This window comes from Pseudomonas sp. SZ40, from assembly GCF_052958135.1.
Genome location: NZ_JBQWIF010000008.1, coordinates 23,558 through 43,083 on the forward strand (window position 1 = coordinate 23,558; position 19,526 = coordinate 43,083).

At 61.7% G+C, this 19,526-nt stretch carries 22 protein-coding genes and 1 pseudogene; 10 read left to right on the forward strand and 13 right to left on the reverse strand.

Annotation, left to right across the window (positions count from 1 at the left end; all coding sequences use genetic code 11):
* Nucleotides 1-192: 192 nt before the first annotated feature.
* Genes ACT9T4_RS08820 through ubiE form a run of 9 tightly spaced genes read right to left on the reverse strand, consistent with a single transcriptional unit; the run spans nt 193 to nt 6,189 of the window.
* A complete protein-coding gene (locus ACT9T4_RS08820; RefSeq protein WP_499116535.1) occupies nt 193-900 on the reverse strand; it encodes a 16S rRNA (uracil(1498)-N(3))-methyltransferase in 708 nt (235 codons plus the stop codon).
* Nucleotides 897-1,688 carry a twin-arginine translocase subunit TatC gene (gene tatC / locus ACT9T4_RS08825; RefSeq protein WP_042553871.1) on the reverse strand — a complete coding sequence of 264 codons (792 nt, stop codon included), beginning with the start codon at nt 1,686-1,688 and terminating at the stop codon, nt 897-899. The genes ACT9T4_RS08820 and tatC overlap by 4 nt, the downstream gene beginning before the upstream one ends.
* A complete protein-coding gene (tatB, locus tag ACT9T4_RS08830; protein WP_179539317.1) occupies nt 1,685-2,107 on the reverse strand; it encodes a Sec-independent protein translocase protein TatB in 423 nt (140 codons plus the stop codon). Before tatB ends, tatC begins: the two co-directional genes overlap by 4 nt.
* A 9-nt stretch (nt 2,108-2,116) precedes the next feature.
* Nucleotides 2,117-2,383: a twin-arginine translocase TatA/TatE family subunit gene (locus ACT9T4_RS08835; RefSeq protein ID WP_042553873.1), complete on the reverse strand. Its 267-nt coding sequence runs from the start codon at nt 2,381-2,383 to the stop codon at nt 2,117-2,119.
* 24 nt (nt 2,384-2,407) lie between these two features.
* Entirely contained in the window at nt 2,408-2,749 is a 342-nt protein-coding gene (locus ACT9T4_RS08840; protein ID WP_042553874.1) for a phosphoribosyl-ATP diphosphatase, read from the reverse strand.
* Nucleotides 2,742-3,143, reverse strand: a complete 402-nt coding sequence (gene hisI / locus ACT9T4_RS08845) for a phosphoribosyl-AMP cyclohydrolase (protein ID WP_042553875.1) — start codon at nt 3,141-3,143, stop codon at nt 2,742-2,744. The genes ACT9T4_RS08840 and hisI overlap by 8 nt, the downstream gene beginning before the upstream one ends.
* Nucleotides 3,144-3,197: 54 nt before the next feature.
* Entirely contained in the window at nt 3,198-4,805 is a 1,608-nt protein-coding gene (gene ubiB / locus ACT9T4_RS08850) for a ubiquinone biosynthesis regulatory protein kinase UbiB (RefSeq protein WP_042553876.1), read from the reverse strand.
* Complete coding sequence (locus ACT9T4_RS08855; RefSeq protein WP_042553877.1) at nt 4,802-5,419, reverse strand: ubiquinone biosynthesis accessory factor UbiJ; 618 nt, start codon at nt 5,417-5,419, stop codon at nt 4,802-4,804. Before ACT9T4_RS08855 ends, ubiB begins: the two co-directional genes overlap by 4 nt.
* Nucleotides 5,419-6,189 (reverse strand): bifunctional demethylmenaquinone methyltransferase/2-methoxy-6-polyprenyl-1,4-benzoquinol methylase UbiE, encoded by a 771-nt coding sequence (gene ubiE / locus ACT9T4_RS08860; protein ID WP_042553878.1) that lies wholly within the window; start codon nt 6,187-6,189, stop codon nt 5,419-5,421. The genes ACT9T4_RS08855 and ubiE overlap by 1 nt, the downstream gene beginning before the upstream one ends.
* A 147-nt stretch (nt 6,190-6,336) precedes the next feature.
* Between ubiE and ACT9T4_RS08865 the strand changes: the two genes are divergently transcribed.
* The 3 genes and pseudogenes from ACT9T4_RS08865 to ACT9T4_RS08875 all read left to right on the forward strand — a co-directional run bounded on the left by ACT9T4_RS08865 (nt 6,337) and on the right by ACT9T4_RS08875 (nt 8,258).
* A complete protein-coding gene (locus ACT9T4_RS08865) occupies nt 6,337-6,615 on the forward strand; it encodes a polyhydroxyalkanoic acid system family protein (protein WP_042553879.1) in 279 nt (92 codons plus the stop codon).
* A 436-nt stretch (nt 6,616-7,051) separates the two neighbouring features.
* Nucleotides 7,052-7,435, forward strand: a complete 384-nt coding sequence (locus ACT9T4_RS08870) for a hypothetical protein (protein WP_052493793.1) — start codon at nt 7,052-7,054, stop codon at nt 7,433-7,435.
* 122 nt (nt 7,436-7,557) lie between these two features.
* Nucleotides 7,558-8,258, forward strand: a pseudogene (locus ACT9T4_RS08875) (transposase).
* Between the two features lie 293 nt (nt 8,259-8,551).
* Here the strand turns inward: ACT9T4_RS08875 and ACT9T4_RS08880 are convergent.
* Nucleotides 8,552-9,046: a hypothetical protein gene (locus ACT9T4_RS08880; protein ID WP_231570157.1), complete on the reverse strand. Its 495-nt coding sequence runs from the start codon at nt 9,044-9,046 to the stop codon at nt 8,552-8,554.
* A 188-nt stretch (nt 9,047-9,234) separates the two neighbouring features.
* On the opposite strand from ACT9T4_RS08880, the gene ACT9T4_RS08885 reads away from it, so the two are divergent.
* Nucleotides 9,235-10,281 carry a hypothetical protein gene (locus tag ACT9T4_RS08885; RefSeq protein ID WP_042553881.1) on the forward strand — a complete coding sequence of 349 codons (1,047 nt, stop codon included), beginning with the start codon at nt 9,235-9,237 and terminating at the stop codon, nt 10,279-10,281.
* Between the two features lie 33 nt (nt 10,282-10,314).
* Here ACT9T4_RS08885 and ACT9T4_RS08890 read toward each other — a convergent pair whose 3' ends face one another.
* A complete protein-coding gene (locus tag ACT9T4_RS08890) occupies nt 10,315-10,767 on the reverse strand; it encodes a TIGR02444 family protein (RefSeq protein ID WP_042553943.1) in 453 nt (150 codons plus the stop codon).
* Nucleotides 10,768-10,816: 49 nt separating this feature from the next.
* Between ACT9T4_RS08890 and ACT9T4_RS08895 the strand changes: the two genes are divergently transcribed.
* The 4 genes from ACT9T4_RS08895 to ACT9T4_RS08910 are packed head-to-tail and all read left to right on the forward strand — an operon-like array spanning nt 10,817 to nt 14,421.
* A complete protein-coding gene (locus ACT9T4_RS08895) occupies nt 10,817-12,727 on the forward strand; it encodes an ATP-binding cassette domain-containing protein (RefSeq protein ID WP_499116540.1) in 1,911 nt (636 codons plus the stop codon).
* A gap of 50 nt (nt 12,728-12,777) precedes the next feature.
* The gene (locus ACT9T4_RS08900) at nt 12,778-13,311 is read left to right on the forward strand and encodes a mechanosensitive ion channel family protein (RefSeq protein WP_042553944.1); all 534 of its coding nucleotides are present in this window, start codon (nt 12,778-12,780) and stop codon (nt 13,309-13,311) included.
* 25 nt (nt 13,312-13,336) lie between these two features.
* Nucleotides 13,337-13,966, forward strand: coding sequence for a homoserine/homoserine lactone efflux protein (rhtB, locus tag ACT9T4_RS08905; RefSeq protein ID WP_042553883.1), 630 nt, complete (start codon nt 13,337-13,339; stop codon nt 13,964-13,966).
* Nucleotides 13,967-13,968: 2 nt separating this feature from the next.
* Complete coding sequence (locus ACT9T4_RS08910) at nt 13,969-14,421, forward strand: YaiI/YqxD family protein (protein WP_042553884.1); 453 nt, start codon at nt 13,969-13,971, stop codon at nt 14,419-14,421.
* A gap of 208 nt (nt 14,422-14,629) precedes the next feature.
* On the opposite strand, the gene elbB is transcribed toward ACT9T4_RS08910, so the two are convergent.
* Together elbB and ACT9T4_RS08920 are read right to left on the reverse strand one after the other, a co-directional pair.
* Nucleotides 14,630-15,289, reverse strand: a complete 660-nt coding sequence (gene elbB / locus ACT9T4_RS08915; RefSeq protein WP_042553885.1) for an isoprenoid biosynthesis glyoxalase ElbB — start codon at nt 15,287-15,289, stop codon at nt 14,630-14,632.
* A 148-nt stretch (nt 15,290-15,437) separates the two neighbouring features.
* A complete protein-coding gene (locus ACT9T4_RS08920; RefSeq protein WP_179539310.1) occupies nt 15,438-15,989 on the reverse strand; it encodes a DedA family protein in 552 nt (183 codons plus the stop codon).
* 247 nt (nt 15,990-16,236) lie between these two features.
* Here ACT9T4_RS08920 and hemB point away from each other — a divergent pair, with 247 nt between their 5' ends.
* Both hemB and ppk1 read left to right on the forward strand, forming a co-directional pair.
* Nucleotides 16,237-17,250: a porphobilinogen synthase gene (hemB, locus tag ACT9T4_RS08925; protein ID WP_042553887.1), complete on the forward strand. Its 1,014-nt coding sequence runs from the start codon at nt 16,237-16,239 to the stop codon at nt 17,248-17,250.
* A gap of 18 nt (nt 17,251-17,268) precedes the next feature.
* Complete coding sequence (gene ppk1 / locus ACT9T4_RS08930) at nt 17,269-19,482, forward strand: polyphosphate kinase 1 (RefSeq protein WP_179539309.1); 2,214 nt, start codon at nt 17,269-17,271, stop codon at nt 19,480-19,482.
* Nucleotides 19,483-19,526 lie beyond the last annotated feature (44 nt).

A 19,526-nucleotide genomic window follows, 5' to 3' on the forward strand; every position in this document is an offset into this window, starting at 1 on the left:
GAGCAAGGCGTTACCGGATGTCCCGTTGATAAGCGATGGCTTTGGTAGGGCAGAAGCGGACATCCAATTGTAGGGTGGATGACGCTTCACCCATCCACCGCTCTGCAATCGCAATGGTGGACAAAAAGAGCATTGTCCACCCTACCGGAATGACCGGCGGCATGCGCCATTGAGCTGCCCACGAGCGACCACTCAGAACAACCTGGCCAATAGCGCAGTAACCGCCGTTTCCACACGCAGAATACGCTCGCCGAGCTGCACGGGCTGCAGGCCGGCCTCGGCCAGTTTGTCCACCTCGTAGGGGATCCAGCCGCCCTCGGGGCCGATGGCCAGGGTAACCGGCTGCTCGACGGTGCGGGGGCACGCCGGATAGAGGCCGGGGTGGCCGACCAGACCGAGGGTGCCAGCTGCCAGTTGCGGCAGGCGATCCTCGACGAAGGGCTTGAAGCGCTTCTCGACGATCACCTCGGGCAGCACCGTATCGCGGGCCTGTTCCAGGCCGAGAACCAACTGCTCGCGAATCGCCGCCGGCTCGAGGAAAGGCGTCTGCCAGAAGCTCTTTTCCACCCGATAGCTGTTGAGCAGGATCAGCCGTGGCACGCCCATGGCGGCCACGCTTTGCAACACGCGCTTGAGCATCTTCGGTCGCGGCAGGGCGAGCAGCAGGGTCAGCGGCAGCTTGGCCGGTGGTGGCTGGTCGAAGCTGACCTGCAGCTCGGCGCTATCGGCGTCCAGCTGCAGCAACTGGCCGCGGCCCATCTCACCGCCGAGGCGGCCGACCCGCAGGGTGTCGCCGCTTTCGGCGCGGTGCACTTCATGCAGGTGGGTCAGGCGTCGTCCATCGAGGCGCACGCGGTCGGCGGCGATGAAGTCGCCGTCCTCGAGGAGCAGCAGGTTCATGCTTGCGTGCTGGGCGGCTGATCGGCCGGGGCTTCCTCGTCCTCGTCGGGCTCGCCGCGACGCGTACGAATCAGGCTGCCGGCAATGATGCCCAGCTCGAACAGCAGCCACATCGGCACGGCCAGCAGGGTCTGCGAGAAGATGTCCGGTGGCGTCAGGATCATGCCGACCACGAAGCAGCCGATGATCACGTAGGGACGAATCTTGCGCAGGTACTCGACATCGACCACGCCGATCCAGATCAGCAGCACCACGGCCACGGGTATCTCGAAGGCCACGCCAAAGGCGAAGAACAGCGTCATCACGAAGTCGAGGTAGCTGGCGATGTCGGTCATCATCGACACACCTTCGGGCGTCACGCTGGCGAAGAAGTGGAAGATGATCGGAAAGACCAGGAAGTAGGCGAAGGCCATGCCGCTGTAGAACAGAATGATGCTGGAGACCAGCAGCGGGATGGCGATGCGCTTCTCGTGCTTGTACAGGCCCGGCGCGATGAAGCCCCAGACCTGATGCAGGATCACCGGCATGGCCAGGAACACCGCGACGATCATGGTCAGTTTGAACGGGGTGAGGAACGGCGAGGCCACATCGGTGGCGATCATCGTCGCGCCTTCCGGCAGGTACTGGCGCAGCGGGGCGGAAACCAGGGTGTAGATCTTCTGTGCGAAGTAGAACAGGCCTGCGAAGATCAGGAAGATCGCCGCGACGCAGCGCAGCAGGCGCGTACGCAACTCGGCGAGATGGGAAACCAGCGGCATTTCCTGGTCGTTGTCGGAGAGTCGACTCATGGTTGCGGCGTCTTGTCCTGGCTGGCGACGGGCGCCGGGGCTGGCGGTGTGACAGAAGCTGGAGCAGGCTCAGCCGGAGCTACCGGAGCTACCGGAGCTACCGGAGCTGACTCGGCGACGGGCGCCGATTGCTGCGCGGGCGGTGGCACTGCCGCTTGGGGGGCTGGCGGCAGGATATCGTTCTTGACCGCCTGCATTTCCCGCTCGAGCTCGAGGATATGTTCGTTATGCAACTGGCGACGGATTTCGTCAGCGCCGATTTCGCGCTCGACCTCCGACTTGATCGCATTGAAGCTGCGTTTTATGCGGCCGATCCACAAGCCTGCGGTGCGCGCAGCGCCGGGCAGGCGTTCGGGGCCGAGCACCAGCAGGGCAATCAGCCCGACCAGCAGCAGCTCGCTGAAACTGATACCGAACATGCTCTGGCCTCAGTCCTTGCGCAGCGGTTCTTCGACCTTGCTGGCCTGGCCTTCCACGGTATGCGGCTGGTTCAGCGGCGCTTGCTGCTGATAAGGCTGCTGCGGCTGCTGAGCCTGAGGTTCGGCCGGCTTGCCCTCGTCTTCGTTCATCGCCTTGCGGAAACCCTTGATGGTCTCACCGACGTCGGAGCCGAGGTTCTTGAGTTTCTTGGTGCCGAACACCAGCACGACGACGATAAGGATGACTACCCAGTGTTTCCAATCGAAAATGCCCATGCTGCATTGTCCTCGTCAGAGTCTTTATTGAGTGTCGCTGTCGCTTCGTGCGGCTTTTTCCGCATGCCCGGACAGGCCGAAACGGCGATCCAGTTCATCCAGCACCGCCTGCGGGTGCTGATCCAATGCGGCCAGCATGACCATGCTGTGGAACCACAGGTCGGCGGTTTCGTAGATCAGGTCGCTGCAGTCACCGCTGGTGGCAGCGTCCTTGGCGGCAAGAATGGTTTCCACCGACTCTTCGCCGACCTTCTCCAGAATCTTGTTCAGGCCCTTGTGGTACAGGCTGGCCACGTAAGAGCTGTCTGGCGCCGCGCCCTTGCGCGATTCCAGCACTTCGGCCAAGCGCTTGAGGGTATCAGTCATGGCGGTGTTCCGGTGCATATATGGTGTGCGGATCTTTCAAGACGGCATCGACGGTCTTCCACGCGCCATTCTCGAATACCCGATAGAAGCAACTTTCGCGCCCGGTATGGCAGGCGATGCCGCCGAGCTGCTCGACCATCAGCACGATCACGTCGGCATCACAGTCCAGGCGCAGTTCATGAAGCTTCTGCACGTGACCGGACTCCTCGCCCTTGCGCCACAGCTTGCCACGCGAGCGTGACCAGTAGATGGCGCGCTGCTCGCTGGCGGTCAGGGCCAGTGCCTCGCGGTTCATCCAGGCCATCATGAGGATGCGCCCGGTCAGGTGATCCTGGGCGATGGCCGGCACCAGGCCGTCGTCGTTCCAGTTGATTTCATCTAGCCAGTCGTTCATTGCTTTTCCGTCTTCATATCTGGAGCCAAGTGTGCCAGCCAGGGCGCTGGCTGGCTATCGGCGCAGGATCAGGTACAGACCGCTGGCGGTCATCAGCCAGGCCGGCCAGGCAAGGCTCGGCTCGCTCAGATTGGCGACACCCAGGGCCAGTACCACGCCGCCGCCGATCAGCGCTGCACCGATCAGGCGCAGGGTCCAGCTGTCGCGTTCACGCCATGGTGGTGGCGGATCGTTGGCGTGGGGCTGGGCCATGCGTTCGAGCAGGCTGCGGGTCATGTTGGCCAGGTGCGGCACCTGCTCGACCTGGCTCTGCAGGTTGTGCAAGAGGTTGCGCGGGCTGACGCGCTGGCGCATCCAGCGCTCGAGGAACGGCTGGGCGGTCGTCCACAGATCCAGGTCCGGGTACAACTGGCGGCCCAGGCCTTCGATGTTGAGCAGTGTCTTCTGCAGCAGCACCAGTTGCGGCTGGATTTCCATGTTGAAGCGCCGCGCGGTCTGGAACAGGCGCATCAGCAGCAGGCCGAAGGAGATGTCCTTGAGCGGGCGCTCGAAGATCGGTTCGCACACGGTGCGGATCGCCGCTTCGAAATCGTTGACCTGGGTCTCCTGGGGCACCCAGCCGGAATCGATGTGCAACTGCGCTACCTTGCGGTAGTCGCGCTTGAAGAAGGCCACCAGATTGCGCGCCAGGTAGTCCTGATCCTCGGGTGTGAGGCTGCCGATGATGCCGCAGTCGATGGCGATGTACTGCGGGTTCCATGGCGTTCGCGTGCTGACGAAGATGTTGCCCGGGTGCATGTCGGCATGGAAGAAACTGTGGGTGAACACCTGGGTGAAGAAAATCTCCACGCCGCGTTCGGCCAGCAGTTTCATGTCGGTGCGCTGGTCGGCCAGGGTTGCCAGATCGGTGACCTGAATGCCGTAGATGCGCTCCATGACCAGCACCTTGGGGCGGCACCAGTCCCAGTAGACCTGAGGCACGTAGAGCAGGTCCGAGCCCTCGAAGTTGCGCCGCAGCTGGCTGGCGTTGGCCGCCTCGCGCAGCAGGTCGAGTTCGTCGTAGATGGTTTTCTCATAATCGCTGACCACGTCCACCGGGTGCAGGCGGCGGGCTTCGGCGGAGGCGCGTTCGGCCAGCTTGGCGAGCAGGAACAGCCAGGCCATGTCGGCGCGGATGATCGGCTTGAGGCCGGGGCGCACCACCTTGACCACCACTTCCTCGCCGCTTTTCAGCCGTGCCGCGTGCACCTGGGCGACGGAGGCCGACGCCAGGGGCTCGGTGTCGAAGCGTGCGAACGCCTGGCTGACCGGCACGCCCAGTTGCTCCTCGATCAGGGCAATGGACTTGGCCGGGTCGAACGGCGGTACGCGATCCTGCAGGTGGGTCAGCTCATCGGCGATATCCGGCGGCAGCAGGTCACGGCGAGTGGACAGCAACTGGCCGAACTTGATGAAGATCGGCCCCAGCTCCTCCAGGGCCAGGCGCAGGCTCTCGCCACGGCTCAGCGACGACTTGCCGCGCGGCACCCAGCGCCAGGGCAGCAGGAAGCGCGGTGCACGCAGCCAGAAGGGCAGCGGCAGAGCGAACAGCAGGTCATCCAGGCGGTAGCGGATGACCACGTAGAGAATGCGCAACAGACGACGAACGGCAAGCAGCTTCATGCGATGGGCTTATGGCGTTGGGCGAGGCGCTCGATGCGCGCGTCGAGACGGTCGAGGGAAAGTTTCAGGTCATCCAGTTCGGCGAAGCGCGCCTCGGCCTCGCGGCGGCCGACCAGCGTGCGCGATTCCTCGCTGAGGTAATCGGCCAGGCTCAGTTGCAGGCTGTGCAGATTGTCTCGCGTCCAGCCCGTGCGGCTGCGCAGGTGACCGGCCAGCAATGGCGTGGCGATCGGGCCGAGCCAGCGCGACAGCTCGTATTCCCAGTCCAGCTCGAGATCCTGCAGCACGCCGGCCAGCTCCATCAGCACGCCGCTGTCGCCATCGAGGTCGACCTCCGGCGCGTGCAGCACGGCCTGCTTGTCCCTGGCCAGCGCCAGGCGCAGCAGAGCGCTGGCCGGCGCGCGCAGGGTGCAGTCGATCTGCCCCGCCCACTGGCTGGCCAGGCGCAGGCCTTCGCCATCGGCGAGGATGAACAGTTGGAATGCCGGTGCGCGCGATTCGACCGCAATCACCCGGCCATTGAGCCGGGCCAGGCGTGGCAGGGCGGTGCTGTCCAGCGCCAGTACGCGGTTGAGACCGCGCTCGACGCCGGCGAGCAGGGCCAGGGTCAGCATCAGGGCTTGATACCGCGGTGTAGGGCGACGATGCCGCCGGTCATGTTGTGGTAGGTCACGCGGTCGAAACCGGCATCGAGCATCATCGCCTTGAGGGTGTCCTGATCCGGGTGCATGCGGATCGACTCGGCCAGGTAGCGATAGCTCTCGGCGTCGTTGGTCACCAGCTTGCCCACCAGCGGCATGAAGTTGAACGAGTAGGTGTCGTAGACCTTGGACAACAGGCTGCTCTTGGGCTTGGAGAACTCCAGCACCAGCAGGCGACCGCCGGGCTTGAGCACGCGCAGCATGGAGGCGATGGCGGCGTCCTTGTGGGTGACGTTGCGCAGGCCGAAGGCGATGGTCACGCAGTCGAAATGGTTGTCCGGGAAGGGCAGCTTTTCGGCGTCGGCCTGGACGAATGCGATGTTGCCCGACACGCCGCGGTCGAGCAGGCGGTCACGGCCGACCTTGAGCATCGAGGCGTTGATATCGGCCAGCACCACTTCGCCGGTCTCGCCGACGATGCGCGAGAACTGCCGGGCCAGGTCACCGGTGCCGCCAGCGATGTCCAGTACGCGGTTGCCGCTGCGCACGCCGGACAGCTCGATGGTGAAGCGCTTCCACAGACGGTGCATGCCGCCGGAAAGCAGGTCGTTCATCAGGTCGTACTTGGCAGCCACCGAATGGAACACTTCGGCGACCTTCTCCGCTTTTCTGCTTTCCGGAACATCCTGGAAGCCGAAGTGGGTGGTGGGTTCGCTGCCGTCGTTCTTGCGCGGATCGTTCATGTCGCCCTTTCCTGAAATCCGAGGCTCTATAAAGCCGAGTGGGGGCATTCTAAACCTAAAACCCCGGGCCAGGCTGCAAGCGCGGTAGTGGGTCACAGGTGCTTCTTGTATATTCCCCCGCCAGCGATTTCAGTCAGGAGAGCCTTGATGGCCAAAATTACCGTCGACCGTCCCCACAATCTGGGGATAGAGGCCGCCCGGGGCAAGGCCGAAAAGCTCGCCGAGCGCCTGGCGCGCGAATACGACGTGCGTTACCAGTGGAACGGCGACACCCTCGAATTCAAGCGCAGTGGCGCCGACGGACGGATCGAGGTCAGCGAAGATCGGGTCAACCTGCACCTCAATCTCGGCCTGCTGCTGTCGGTGATGAGCGGCAAGATCAAGAGCGAAATCGAAGAAGTGCTGGATCGGGAGTTGAAGGCCTGATATCCAAGCGATGTCAGGTCTTAATGTGGCGATAGCCACGCAAGGTGGGATTAGCCGAGAGCGTCGGTCGCGAATGAATTGAGCCGTTCGTCACGTACTGCACTACCTGGCCCGGCGCTATAGGCGAAATGCGAAGCCGGTCTCCCGCCCCAAAAAGGCGGTAGTGGCAAAATGCCTAATCTCTGTCAGGGACGAATCACTTTTCCAGGTACGGATTTCCATGCGCTTGTATTTCTCGCTGTTGCTTATTGCAGTGCCGTTCACTGCGCTTGCTCAAACGCCCCCCGAGTACGATTGTGGTTAATTTGGTTGACTCTCCGCTTACGTTTTCGCAAGTTGAAAAGGCGCTCGAACAGAGTCCTGTTAGTGGTCTAAAAACTCTATATTTGATGAAGAATGGCGAGTCTAAAGTGATAGAAGTGTCAAAGTGACTATAATGATGAGTCTTGAAGTTGAAAGCGGCGCTTCTTTGGGAGTTCTTTCCGAAATTCTTTGTTTTATGGGGGCTAGCTTTGAAATTTCAGAGACTCATGTTATCGGAAACTTCGAAATTTCAAATTGTTACTTTGTTTTCAGGCGTTTGCAGGCTTCTGAAAGTATCACCGCCGAGGGTGCAGGTTTGGGTTGGTGTGTGGGTATTGGAGGCGCGTTCCATTGTCGCGCAGATGTCCTTTCGGAAAGCTGGGCAGATATCAAAAGCTTCCTTGTTAATCTATCGAAAAGAATCGAGCTGGGCTTTGTTCTGTCCTTCCAGTATGAAAGCATATATGCGATTCGTGATGGGGGGGACGTAGTGTTTGTTAAACAAATGGTTGAGTAGGGGGGATGGAAAAGGAGACACCCATTAGCCGGCCCTGCTTCAAGACTCAACGGGGAAAAGGGGGACAGATTTATTTTATTGCTGATGGACTATGCTGAAAGCCTCAATGGAAGGAGGTTGTTATGCCAAGGAGGGGACGCATTGTGGTGCCGAACTACCCGCATCATGTGGTGCAGCGTGGTCACAACCGGCAGGTGGTCTTTCCGCTACGCAGGGTTATCAACGTTACATTGCTGATCTGCGCGAGTTGAAAGACGTCTTCGGGATCAAGGTCTATGCCTACCGCCTGATGACGAATGACGTTCATCTGCTGCTGGCGCCCGGTGAGGCCATCGCTGGGTTGGGGCAGTTGATGAAGGCGCTGGCAGCACGTGCCACGCGGTATAGAAATCGTCTGGAAGGGCGCACCGGCACTCTCTGGGAGAGCCGTTACAAGTCCAGTGTGGTCGAGTCAGACGCCTACTTGCTTGCCTGCTGCCGCTATATCCAGTTAAACCCGGTTGGGGCCCGGATGGTTGCCGAGGCCGGCGACTACCCCTGGTCGAGTTACCAGATGCGCACCACTGATCAAGCGGACAGTGATTGGTTGGATATTGACCCTTGCTTCATCGCACTTGGCGATACGCCTGAAAGGCGTCGTATCCGTTATATGGAGTTCATGCGCCAAGCTGTAACGTCAAGTGAAATTGAACTGATCCGGTCTGCACTTCAGAGAAGGCAGTTAACCAGTAGTGCTCGTTTTGTGGATGAAATAGAGAGAGTTCAGGGGCAACGGATAGAGCTACGGGGTCAGGGGAGGCCTAGGAAAGTGTCAGAAAAATAAATCTGTCCCCTTTTGCACTCTTTTGCACTGGCGCTGAACTGCAAAGGCCAGTCATTCGACTGGCCTTTTTTATGAGCGTCCGGCGACGCCACGCAATCCTTTGTCAGATGAGGCGCAAATCGTATGGGCGTCAGGCAATTGAGTTCGAGCGATTTCCAATCAATGAGGCAGTCATCATAAATTTCCCATGCAGCGAGGTGCGCGCGGCACGTCATCTGGAGCCCGGCTGGCTCTCGCGTGAGTGGCAGCAGGTTTGAGGGCTGCGAAACCTGCAGCCTCTCATCTGTTCCTTATCAGCGGCCCATGACTGCGGAGCGAACGGGCATATCTGCGAATTCAGGATGCATTTTCAGGAACCTGCGCAGTGTCTGCTGCTGGCGATCCACGGTGCAGACACCTACGCTGGGCGATGGCACAGAGCAACTGCCGAGCGCCAGGAGTCCGCAGTTCCTGACCCCATAAAGTGCGGCTGGTCGGCTCTCTGAGGGGCAGCCGTAGACCAACTCCCCTACGTAATTGAGCTGACCTTGCGCCACGCTGAAACGCAGTGGGCTGGAGTAAGGATCCATGACGCCACGCCTTGAGCCCAGCGAAGAGACTTCGTATTCACCCGCTGGCAACCAAACCGAGTAGTAGTCCTTTGCGCCCCAGCCGAATCGTTTGTCCGTCTTGATGTTCCGGAACTCCAGCCAGGTGCCGTAAGGACCGCTGTTGACCATCGCACCGACTACCAGGCCCGCGTTCTTTTCGGAATATACCTTCGAGTCGAGGCCCATCTCCTCGGGCATCGATGAGCACCCTGTAATGAGCACTGACAAGCAAATAGTCAGAAAACGCCGCACACCAAACATTCTTCCCCCCTTAGTTCATCGACACACGTCCAGCACGCTAGCCTGACCCGCCGCGCTGGACGCTATTGGCGTCATTTATTAGGATTGCCGCCCTCGTTTATCCTCGCATCAAGGACGATACATTCATGCCAAATTTTCGCTCATTGCGCGCGTCCGCTGCGTTGATCGGCGCTGCAGTTCTGCTGGCCGGCTGTAGCTTCAATGGTACTTATCCAGATAGCAATGCGCCCGATGCAGCCAAGTTGCGCTTCATCAGCAATATGGAAAGCGCCACCCTGAGCGTGTTCGACGCTGAACATTGCGACGGCCGAACCACTGGCTTGCTCAACAACTTGTTCGCGGCCAATACCAAGCGCCGGGCGGACATGCGTGTCGCGCCGTCGGAAGGTGCAAAAGCCTACTTGGAAGTTCGCCTCGAGCCAGGCAATGAGACGCTTCTGCTCACCAATTCGGTGAGCACGGGCAGCGTGTGTGGTAATGCCTTCAACTTCACGCCGCAGAGCGGTTCGGAATACGAGCTTACCTTCAACTACTCCGGCGGCCAGTGCGTGTCGATGCTCAAGCGCCTGGATGAGGTCAACGGCAAGGCCGTCCGTACGAGCGTTGTTTTAGTGAATAAAGGTCTTCCCAGCTGTGCAGGCCACAATGCGCTGTTTCCGAAGGCCCCGGAGGGCTTGCCTGACACCCCCGAGCGTACCGCGCTGATTGACCGCATCATCGAGGACAGCATCATCGAGAAGATGAGGCCTGCTTCGTCGGACAATGTTCAGGCGGAAGGCAAGAGCGATTCGATTGAGAAGAGCATCGCCGAGCGCAAGGCGCAGATTGGGTTCACGCTGCCTGAAACCTACTGGACGGAGTATCGCAGTAGCCTGGAGCGCTTTGCGCATGATGTCTCGATGCAGAAAGAGCGTGCTCTGCAGCGCTACAAGGAAGGCTATCGGGCGGATCTGCGCCGATTGGATATCGAGAAGATAAAAGAGCTGGTGCCGGACAGCGAGACAGCTGATGTGAGCAAGGCGCTTGCGGTCAACAACGGGATGCTGCAGTACTACGACCGCTTGAACCGGGACCTGATCAAGGAAGCCCTGAGCGAGCATATAAATCGACTGGCGGATCTTGATCGGCGGTACTCCGTATGCGAACGCTTCGCCAAATGCTGGAAGAACTGACACCGCGGATTGCTCGCTAGACACTTGGCAGGCTCATGGGCGCGCCTGATGAAGTCGCTTTAGCGCTGCTTGCGCTTCCATTGGGCTCAAGGCATCCAGCCAGGTATTCGGTTTTGTCACGTCAGTCTGCGGTGGCCACTTCAGGCAGCAGTTCTGCAGGCGCAGCAATTGTTCGCGCTCGGCATCCAGCTCCAGTTGCTTGACCCGTTGCCGCAGCTCGGCGAGTGCTGGGTCTTGCTGCGCCGATGTGCGCCAGGCCTGGCGCAGCGCTCTAAGTGGCTTGACGACGTCCTCCTGCCAGGGCGCGGCGAGCTGGCGTAATTGGTTCTCCCTATCCGGCTCGTGGGCCACGGCCTGGCTATCCAGCCACAGCCCGCAGAGCAGCAGGCAAACGTCCGCACCGGCGGCCTGCAGTTCCAGGCACGCGGCTTCGACGCCTGGGCGCGCGTAGAGGGTGGTGGCGAAGCTCCATAGGTCAGCGGTCATGCGTGCTCCGAGTATGCGGCGGGGGACTCTGATAGAATCCGCCGCCATTATGATCCGACTCCTGAACCTTACCTTACAGCGTGGCCCGCAGCGTCTGCTAGAAGACGCCGAGCTGACCCTGCACGCCGGCCACAAAGCCGGTCTGATCGGTGCCAATGGCGCCGGCAAATCCAGCCTGTTCGCCCTGCTGCGGGGCGAGTTGACCCCGGACGCCGGCGATTGCCTGTTGCCTGGCGACTGGCGCATCGCCCACATGCGCCAGGAGGTCGACAACCTCGAGCGCCTGGCTGTGGACTACGTGCTCGACGGCGACCACAACCTGCGCCGCGTGCAGGCTGAGCTGGCGACTGCTGAACAGCGCCAGGATGGCAGCGCCATCGCTCGCCTGCACAGTGAGCTGGACAGCGCCGACGGCTATACCGCCGACGCTCGCGCACGCAAGCTGCTGGCCGGTCTGGGCTTCGACAACGCGCAGATGGATCGCCGGGTCGGCGACTTCTCCGGTGGCTGGCGGATGCGCCTGAACCTGGCCCAGGCGCTGATGTGCCCATCCGATCTGCTGCTGCTCGACGAACCGACCAACCACCTGGATCTGGATGCCATTCTCTGGCTCGAAGGCTGGTTGCAGAGCTATCCCGGCACCTTGCTGCTGATCTCCCATGACCGGGATTTTCTCGATGCCGTGGTCGACCACGTCGCCCATGTCGATCAGCGCAAGCTGACCCTCTATCGCGGAGGCTACAGTGCCTTCGAGCGCACCCGCGCCGAGCGTCTGGCTCAACAGCAGCAAGCGTACGAGAAACAGCAAGCGCAGCGCGCGCACATGGAAAAGTACATCGCCCGCTTCAAGGCCCAGGCGACCAAGGCCCGCCAGGCGCAGAGCCGCATCAAGGCACTTGAGCGCATGGAGGAGCTGAGCGCCGCCCACGTCGACTCGCCCTTCGATTTCGTGTTTCGCGAGGCCGACAAGATTTCCACGCCGCTGCTCAGCCTCAGCGAAGGTCGCCTCGGTTATGGCGACAAGACCATTCTGCAACAGGTCAAGCTGAGCCTGGTGCCGGGTGCCCGCATTGGGCTGCTCGGCCCCAACGGTGCGGGCAAATCGACGCTGATCAAGAACCTCTCCGCTGAGCTGCAGCCGTTGAGTGGCAGCCTGCAGCGTGGCGAGAATCTGGTGATCGGCTACTTCGCCCAGCATCAGCTCGATGCGCTGGACGACAAGGCCAGCCCCTTGCTGCACCTGCAGCGCATCGCGCCGACCGAGCGCGAGCAGACGCTGCGCGATTTCCTGGGGGGCTTCGATTTCCGCGGGCCGCGCTGCGATGAGCCGGTGCTGAATTTCTCGGGTGGCGAAAAGGCCCGTCTGGCCCTGGCGCTGATCGCCTGGGGCAAACCCAACCTGCTGCTGCTCGATGAACCGACCAACCACCTGGATCTGGAGATGCGCCTGGCACTGACCATGGCGCTGCAGGAGTTCGCCGGTGCAGTGGTGGTGGTGTCTCACGATCGCCACCTGCTCAAGAGCACCACCGACGAGTTCCTGCTGGTCGCCGACTGCCGCGTGGCGCCGTTCGACGGTGATCTGGAAGATTACGCGCGTTGGCTGGTGGATTATCGTCAGCGGCAGGCCGCTCCGGCGGTCGCCACTTCGGCCGGCAGCGGCAACGACAAGCGGGGGCAGCGCCAGGCCGCGGCTGCCCTGCGTCAGCAGTTGGCACCGCACAAGAAAGCGGCGGACAAGCTCGAAGCCGAACTCGGCCAGGTGCAGGGCAAGCTTGCGGAACTGGAGGAGCGGCTGGGCGATAGCGGGATTTACGAGGCCGCCCGCAAGGACGAGTTGCGCCAGGCGCTGGCCGACCAGGCCGGGCTCAAGAGCCGTGAAGCCGAGCTGGAAGAGCAGTGGCTGGAAGCGCTGGAGACCCTGGAAACCCTGCAACAGGAACTGGAGGCAATAGGTTGAATTTCGACGTTATCGATCTGGCCTGGTTGACGGCCTGGAGTCAGCCGCTGATGCGCACCGGTCAGGTCATCCTGATTCTGGCGCTGGCCTGGCTGGCGCAGCGCATCCTTACCCGTGGCATCACCCGCCTGGGCCACCGCTATCCGCAACTGCCAGCGGAGTTGCTGGTGCCGTTGCGCGGCCTGACCCGCTGGCTGATCCTGGGCAGCGCCTTCATGCTGGTACTCGAGCGACTGGGAGTCTCGGCGCAGGTGTTGTGGGGCGCGCTGACCGGTTTCGTCGCGGTTGCCGCTATCGCTTTCTTCGCCATTTGGAGCGTATTGTCGAACCTGTTCTGCGCGCTGCTGATCTTCGCCCTCGGGCCGTTCCGTATCGGCGACTGCGTCGAGGTGCTGGAAAGCGCCGACAAGCCGGGCGTTCGGGGCCGTGTGCTGGACATCAATCTGTTCTACACCACCCTGGAAGACCTGACCGGTGACGCGCCGGGCACCTGGGTGCAGATTCCCAACAGCCTGTTCTTCCAGAAAGCCGTCAGGCGCTGGCGCAACGGCGATGTACCGGCACCGCGCAAGATCGAACCCTGATCGTTACTAATACGAGGTCGTCATTATGGCTCTGGAAACCTGGCTCGCTTTTCTCGTTGCCTGCTGGCTGATCAGCCTGTCGCCGGGTGCTGGTGCCATCGCATCGATGTCCGCGGGGCTGCAGTACGGTTTCTGGCGCGGCTACTGGAACGCCCTGGGCCTGCAGCTTGGCCTGGCGCTGCAGATCGCCATCGTCGCAGCTGGCGTTGGGGCGATCCTGGCGACTTCGGCGCTGGCCTTCACCCTGATCAAATGGTTTGGCGTGGTGTACCTGTTGTACCTCGGCTGGTGCCAGTGGCGCGCACTGCCGGCTGATATGAACGTCAGCGGCGAACGCCCCATCGGTCGACCACTGAGCCTGGTGCTGCGCGGCTTTCTGGTTAATTTCGGCAACCCCAAGGCGATCATCTTCATGCTCGCCGTGCTGCCGCAGTTCATCAACCCCCATGCGCCGCTGACCGAGCAGTACCTGATCATTGGCGTGACCATGGTGACTGTCGACCTGATCGTCATGGCGGGTTATACCGGCCTGGCCGTGCGTGTTCTGCGCCTGCTGCGCACGCCGCGTCAGCAGCGCATCATGAACCGCAGCTTTGGTGCGCTGTTTGTGGGCGCCGCGGCGTTGCTGGCCACTGTGCGTCGCGCACCGGTCTGAGCATGCGTGTATGGATCGACGCCGACGCCTGCCCACGGCTGGCCCGCGATCAGGTGGTCAAGTTCGCCCTCAAGCGTAACTTCGAGATCGTCATGGTCGCCGGACAAGCGCAGCCCAAACCGGCTTTCGCCTGTGTGCGTTTGATCGTCGTGCCGAGCGGGCCTGATGCGGCCGATGATTATCTGGTGGAGCACGCCGTACCCGGCGAGTTGGTGATCTGCAGCGATGTGCCGCTGGCCGATCGGCTGGTGAAGAAAGGCGTCTTGGCGCTGGATCCGCGGGGCAAGGAGTTCGACGAGCGCAATATGGGCGAGCGTCTGGCGGTGCGTAACCTGTTCACCGACCTGCGTGAGCAGGGGCAGGTCGGTGGTGGTCAGGCCGCCTATGGCGACAGGGATCGGCAGGCTTTCGCCAACGCGCTGGATCGTCTGCTGACGCGTCTTTCGCGCGGTTGAAGGGTTCCCTACTTGCTGACGAGCTCGCGAGCTAGAGCTCTGCAAGGGCTAGGCGCCCGCACAAGAATAGGCGAGGAAGCGGAGTGTGCTCTTGTACATGAGCATGACTCGCTTCGCTCGCCCCTTCGGGGCCGCACTGAAGTGCGTTAGCCGCAAGCGCCTTTTTGAGCCTGTTTCTAACGCCGCAGAGCCGCCGCGCAGCTGGTCGTCACTCGTGTGTCAGTTCAAGCACCCGATCCACCAGTTTGTTGATCCCCGACGCGGCCTGAGAGATCGAGTTGGCCAGCATGTAGGCCGGCGTGGTCACCAGCTTGCGCTGGGTATCCTCGACGATATCTTCGACGTTGCACTCGACATGCTCGGCGCCCATCTTGCTCAGGGCCGCTGCGGTATCGGCATCATGGCCGATGGTGCAGGTCACGCCAGCGCCGAAGATGCGCGCCGCCATTGCCGGAGCGATGCAGATCAGGCCGACGGGTTTGGATGCGCTGACGAACGACTGCGCAGCGGTCAGTACGTCGGCCTGCACGGTGCAGTCGGCGCCGGCGCTGGCGAAGTCGGAAAGATTCTTGGCGGCACCGAAGCCGCCCGGCAGGATCAGCGCATCGAAGTCGTCGGCGCGCAGTTCGCGTACGTCCTTGATATTGCCGCGGGCGATACGTGCGGACTCCACCAGCACGTTACGCGCTGGCTGCATTTCTTCGCCGCTGAGGTGGTTGAGTACGTGTGCCTGATCGATGTCCGGCGCGAAGCACTGCACTTCGGCGCCGCGTTGGTCGAGGCGCAGCAGGGTGATCACGCTTTCGTGGATCTCCGAGCCGTCATAGACGCCACAACCGGAAAGAATCACTGCGACTTTCTTGTTCATCGACCAACTCCTGATGAGGTACGAGCCGAGCCCGGATCTTGCGTCCGGCGGTCTCGCTTGGGGTAACGTGTCTTCTGTTATGACTGGCCAGTCAGCCAATTGTTACAGGCTTTTGAACGCTTGTGAGGCCGACGTCAAGTACGGTGCATCAACCGCGGCGCTGTCTACGACGGTACAGCCAGATGCCCAGGCCGATGATCAGCAGACCCGCGAAGACGTACAACTGAACCTGATGCAGCTCACCAAGCAGGCCTTCGAGTGCACGGCCGAGTTTGTAGGCGAGGGTGCCGAGCACGATGGCCCAGATCGCTGCGCCGATGGCATCGAGAATCACGTAACGGCGACGCGGGTAGCCGGACAGGCCGATGGCCAGCGGCATCACCGTGCGCATGCCGTAAAAGAAGCGAAAGCCCAGCACCCAGAGGTCCGGGTGGCGGCGCAGATACACCAGTGCCTTGTCGCTGAGCGCCTGCCACTGGGGGCGATTGTCGAGAATGCGGCGGCCGTGGCGACGCCCGAGGTGGAACCACAACTGGTCACTGGCGTAGGTGCCGAGAAAGGCGAAGAACATCACCAGTTCGATGTCGAGGATGCCGCGCAACGCCAGGTAGGCAGCCAGCAACAACGACATTTCGCCCTCGAGAAAAGTACCCAGCGCCAGTGCCGGGTAACCGAAGTGCTGCAGCAGATTTTCCAGCATTAAAGGTGACCGTAGAGGAGAGGATTCAAGGCTACGCGGTTCGACACCGTAAAACAGCAATTGTCGAGAGACTGTGAAATGGCACCGTTGCGCATGTACGTCGATTCCCGGGGCTTTTGCAGTATCCGATGTGCCTTATCGGCTGCGACGCGCCGTCGCAGTATTCGTTATTGCCGTCATCATTTGGTCATAATGGCAGCTTATAACTGTCACACTTCGCCCGCTCGAGCGGGCCCAGGAGTCTGCCGTGAGCTTTACCCCCGCCAACCGCCTGTTCCCAGCCACCCGCCTGCGTCGCAATCGTCGCGACGATTTTTCCCGGCGTCTGGTGCGTGAGAACGTGCTGACCACCAACGACCTGATTCTGCCGGTATTCGTACTGGACGGCGAGAATCTGCGCGAGGAGGTGGCCTCCATGCCGGGCGTCGAGCGGCTGTCCATCGATCTCCTGCTGCAGGAAGCGGAGAAATGGGTGGCATTGGGGATTCCGGCTGTAGCCCTGTTCCCGGTCACGCCGGCGGAAAAGAAAACTCTCGATGGCTGCGAAGCCTGGAACCCGGATGGCATCGCCCAGCGCGCCACCCGTGCGTTGCGTGCGCGCTTCCCCGAGCTCGGGGTGATCACCGATGTGGCCCTCGATCCGTTCACCACCCATGGTCAGGACGGTATTCTCGACGAACAAGGCTACGTGCAGAACGACATCACCGTCGATGCGCTGGTCAAGCAGGCGCTGTCCCACGCCGATGCCGGTGCTCAGGTGGTGGCGCCTTCGGACATGATGGACGGACGCATCCAGGCGATCCGCGAAGCGCTGGAGCTGGCCGATCACGTCAACGTACGGATCATGGCCTACTCTGCCAAATACGCCAGCGCCTACTACGGCCCGTTCCGCGATGCGGTAGGTTCTTCGCTGAACCTGGGCAAAGCCAACAAGGCTTCCTACCAGATGGACCCGGCCAACAGTGACGAGGCGCTGCACGAAGTCGCCGCCGACCTGGCCGAAGGCGCCGACATGGTGATGGTCAAGCCGGGCATGCCCTATCTGGACATCGTTTCTCGGGTCAAAAGCGAATTCAAGGTGCCGACCTTTGTCTATCAGGTCAGTGGCGAATATGCGATGCACATGGCTGCCATCCAGAACGGCTGGCTCAGCGAGGCGGTCATTCTCGAATCGCTGACCGCCTGCAAACGAGCGGGTGCCGATGGCATCCTCACTTATTTCGCCGTGCGTGCGGCCGAACTCATACGACAGGGGCAATAGCCCCTCCAGGGTAATTCAATGAGCAACGAAGGACTCAGTGAGAACGAACAGCTCGATGTACCGGCAATCAGCCTGCCGGTGATCGACGAAGCGCCGGTGGAAGCGATAGTGGAAACGCCCGTAGTCGAAACCACGGCGGTCGCCGTGCCAGTGCCCAGCCTGGATGACAGCAGCCTGTACATCCATCGTGAGCTGTCGCAGCTGCAGTTCAACATCCGCGTGCTGGAACAGGCGCTGGACGAGTCCTACCCGCTGCTCGAACGCCTGAAGTTCCTGCTGATCTTCTCCAGCAACCTCGACGAGTTCTTCGAAATCCGTGTTGCCGGGCTGAAGAAGCAGATCAATTTTGCCCGTGAACAGGCCGGTGCCGATGGCTTGCAGCCTCATCAGGCGCTGTCGCGTATTGCCGAACTGGTCCACGAGCAGGTCGGCCGTCAGTACGCCATCCTCAACGATGTGCTGTTTCCGGCGCTGGCCAAGCACGGCATCAACTTCATCCGCCGCCGCTACTGGACGACCAAGCACAAGGCGTGGGTACGCCGCTATTTCCGCGACGAGATCGCGCCGATCATCACGCCGATCGGTCTCGACCCGACTCACCCGTTCCCACTGCTGGTCAACAAGAGCCTGAACTTCATCGTCGAGCTGGAAGGTGTCGATGCGTTCGGTCGCGACTCCGGTCTGGCGGTCATCCCGGCGCCACGCCTGCTGCCACGCATCATCAAGGTGCCGGAAGATGTCGGCGGCCCAGGCGCCAACTACGTGTTCCTGTCGTCGATGATCCACGCCCACGCCGACGACCTGTTCCCCGGCATGAAGGTCAAGGGTTGCTACCAGTTCCGCCTGACCCGTAACGCCGACCTGTCGGTGGATACCGAGGATGTGGAAGACCTGGCGCGCGCCCTGCGCGGTGAACTGTTCAGCCGCCGCTACGGTGATGCGGTGCGCCTGGAGGTGGTCGACAGCTGCCCGAAACACCTCACCGACCAGTTGCTCAAGCAGTTCGGCCTGTCGGAGCACGAGCTTTACCAGGTCAACGGCCCGGTCAACCTGACCCGCCTGTTCAGCATCACCGGTCTGGAAAGCCATCAGGATCTGCAGTACGCGCCGTTCACTCCGGTGATCCCCAAGCTGCTGCAGAACAGCGAGAACATCTTCAGCGTGGTCAGCAAGCAGGACATCCTCCTGCTGCATCCCTTCGAGTCCTTCACCCCGGTGGTGGACCTGTTGCGCCAGGCGGCCAAGGATCCCCACGTACTGGCGATCAAGCAGACCTTGTACCGTTCCGGGGCCAACTCGGAAATCGTCGATGCGCTGGTAGAAGCCGCGCGCAACGGCAAGGAAGTCACCGCGGTCATCGAGCTGCGTGCGCGCTTCGACGAGGAGTCCAACCTGGCGTTGGCCAGCCGCCTGCAGGCTGCCGGCGCGGTGGTGATCTACGGTGTGGTGGGCTTCAAGACCCACGCCAAGATGATGCTCATCCTGCGTCGTGAGAACGGCGAGATCGTCCGTTACGCACACCTGGGTACCGGCAACTACCACGCCGGCAACGCCCGCCTGTACACCGACTACAGCCTGCTCACCGCCGACGTGGCGCTGGGCGAGGACGTGTCGAAGATGTTCAGCCAGCTGATCGGCATGGGCAAGACCCTGCGCATGAAGAAGCTCCTGCATGCGCCCTTCACCCTGAAGAAGACCCTGCTCGACATGATCACCAGGGAAACTCAGCTGGCCAGCGAGGGCAAGCCGGCGCACATCATCGCCAAGTTCAACTCGCTGACCGATGCGAAGATCATTCGCGCGCTGTACAAGGCCAGCCAGACCGGCGTGCGAATCGACCTGGTGGTGCGTGGCATGTGCTGCCTGCGTCCGGGCGTGCCCGGGGTGTCGCACAACATTCACGTGCGCTCGATCATCGGTCGCTTCCTGGAACACACCCGGGTGTTCTATTTCCTCAATGGCGGCGAAGAGAAGATCTACCTCTCCAGCGCCGACTGGATGGAACGCAACCTCGACAAGCGTGTGGAGACCTGTTTCCCCGTCGAAGGGAAGAAGCTCATCACCCGGGTCAAGAAGGAGCTGGAAGCCTATCTCACCGACAACACCCATGCCTGGGTGCTGCAGCCTGACGGCCGCTACCTGCGCCTGTCGCCAACCGGCAACCAGAACTCGCGCAGCGCACAGGCCAGCCTGCTGGAAAAACTCAGCGCACCGCTGATTACCGCGCGTTGATTGAGTGAAGAAAAAGCAACGGGCCCATTGGGCCCGTTTCTCGT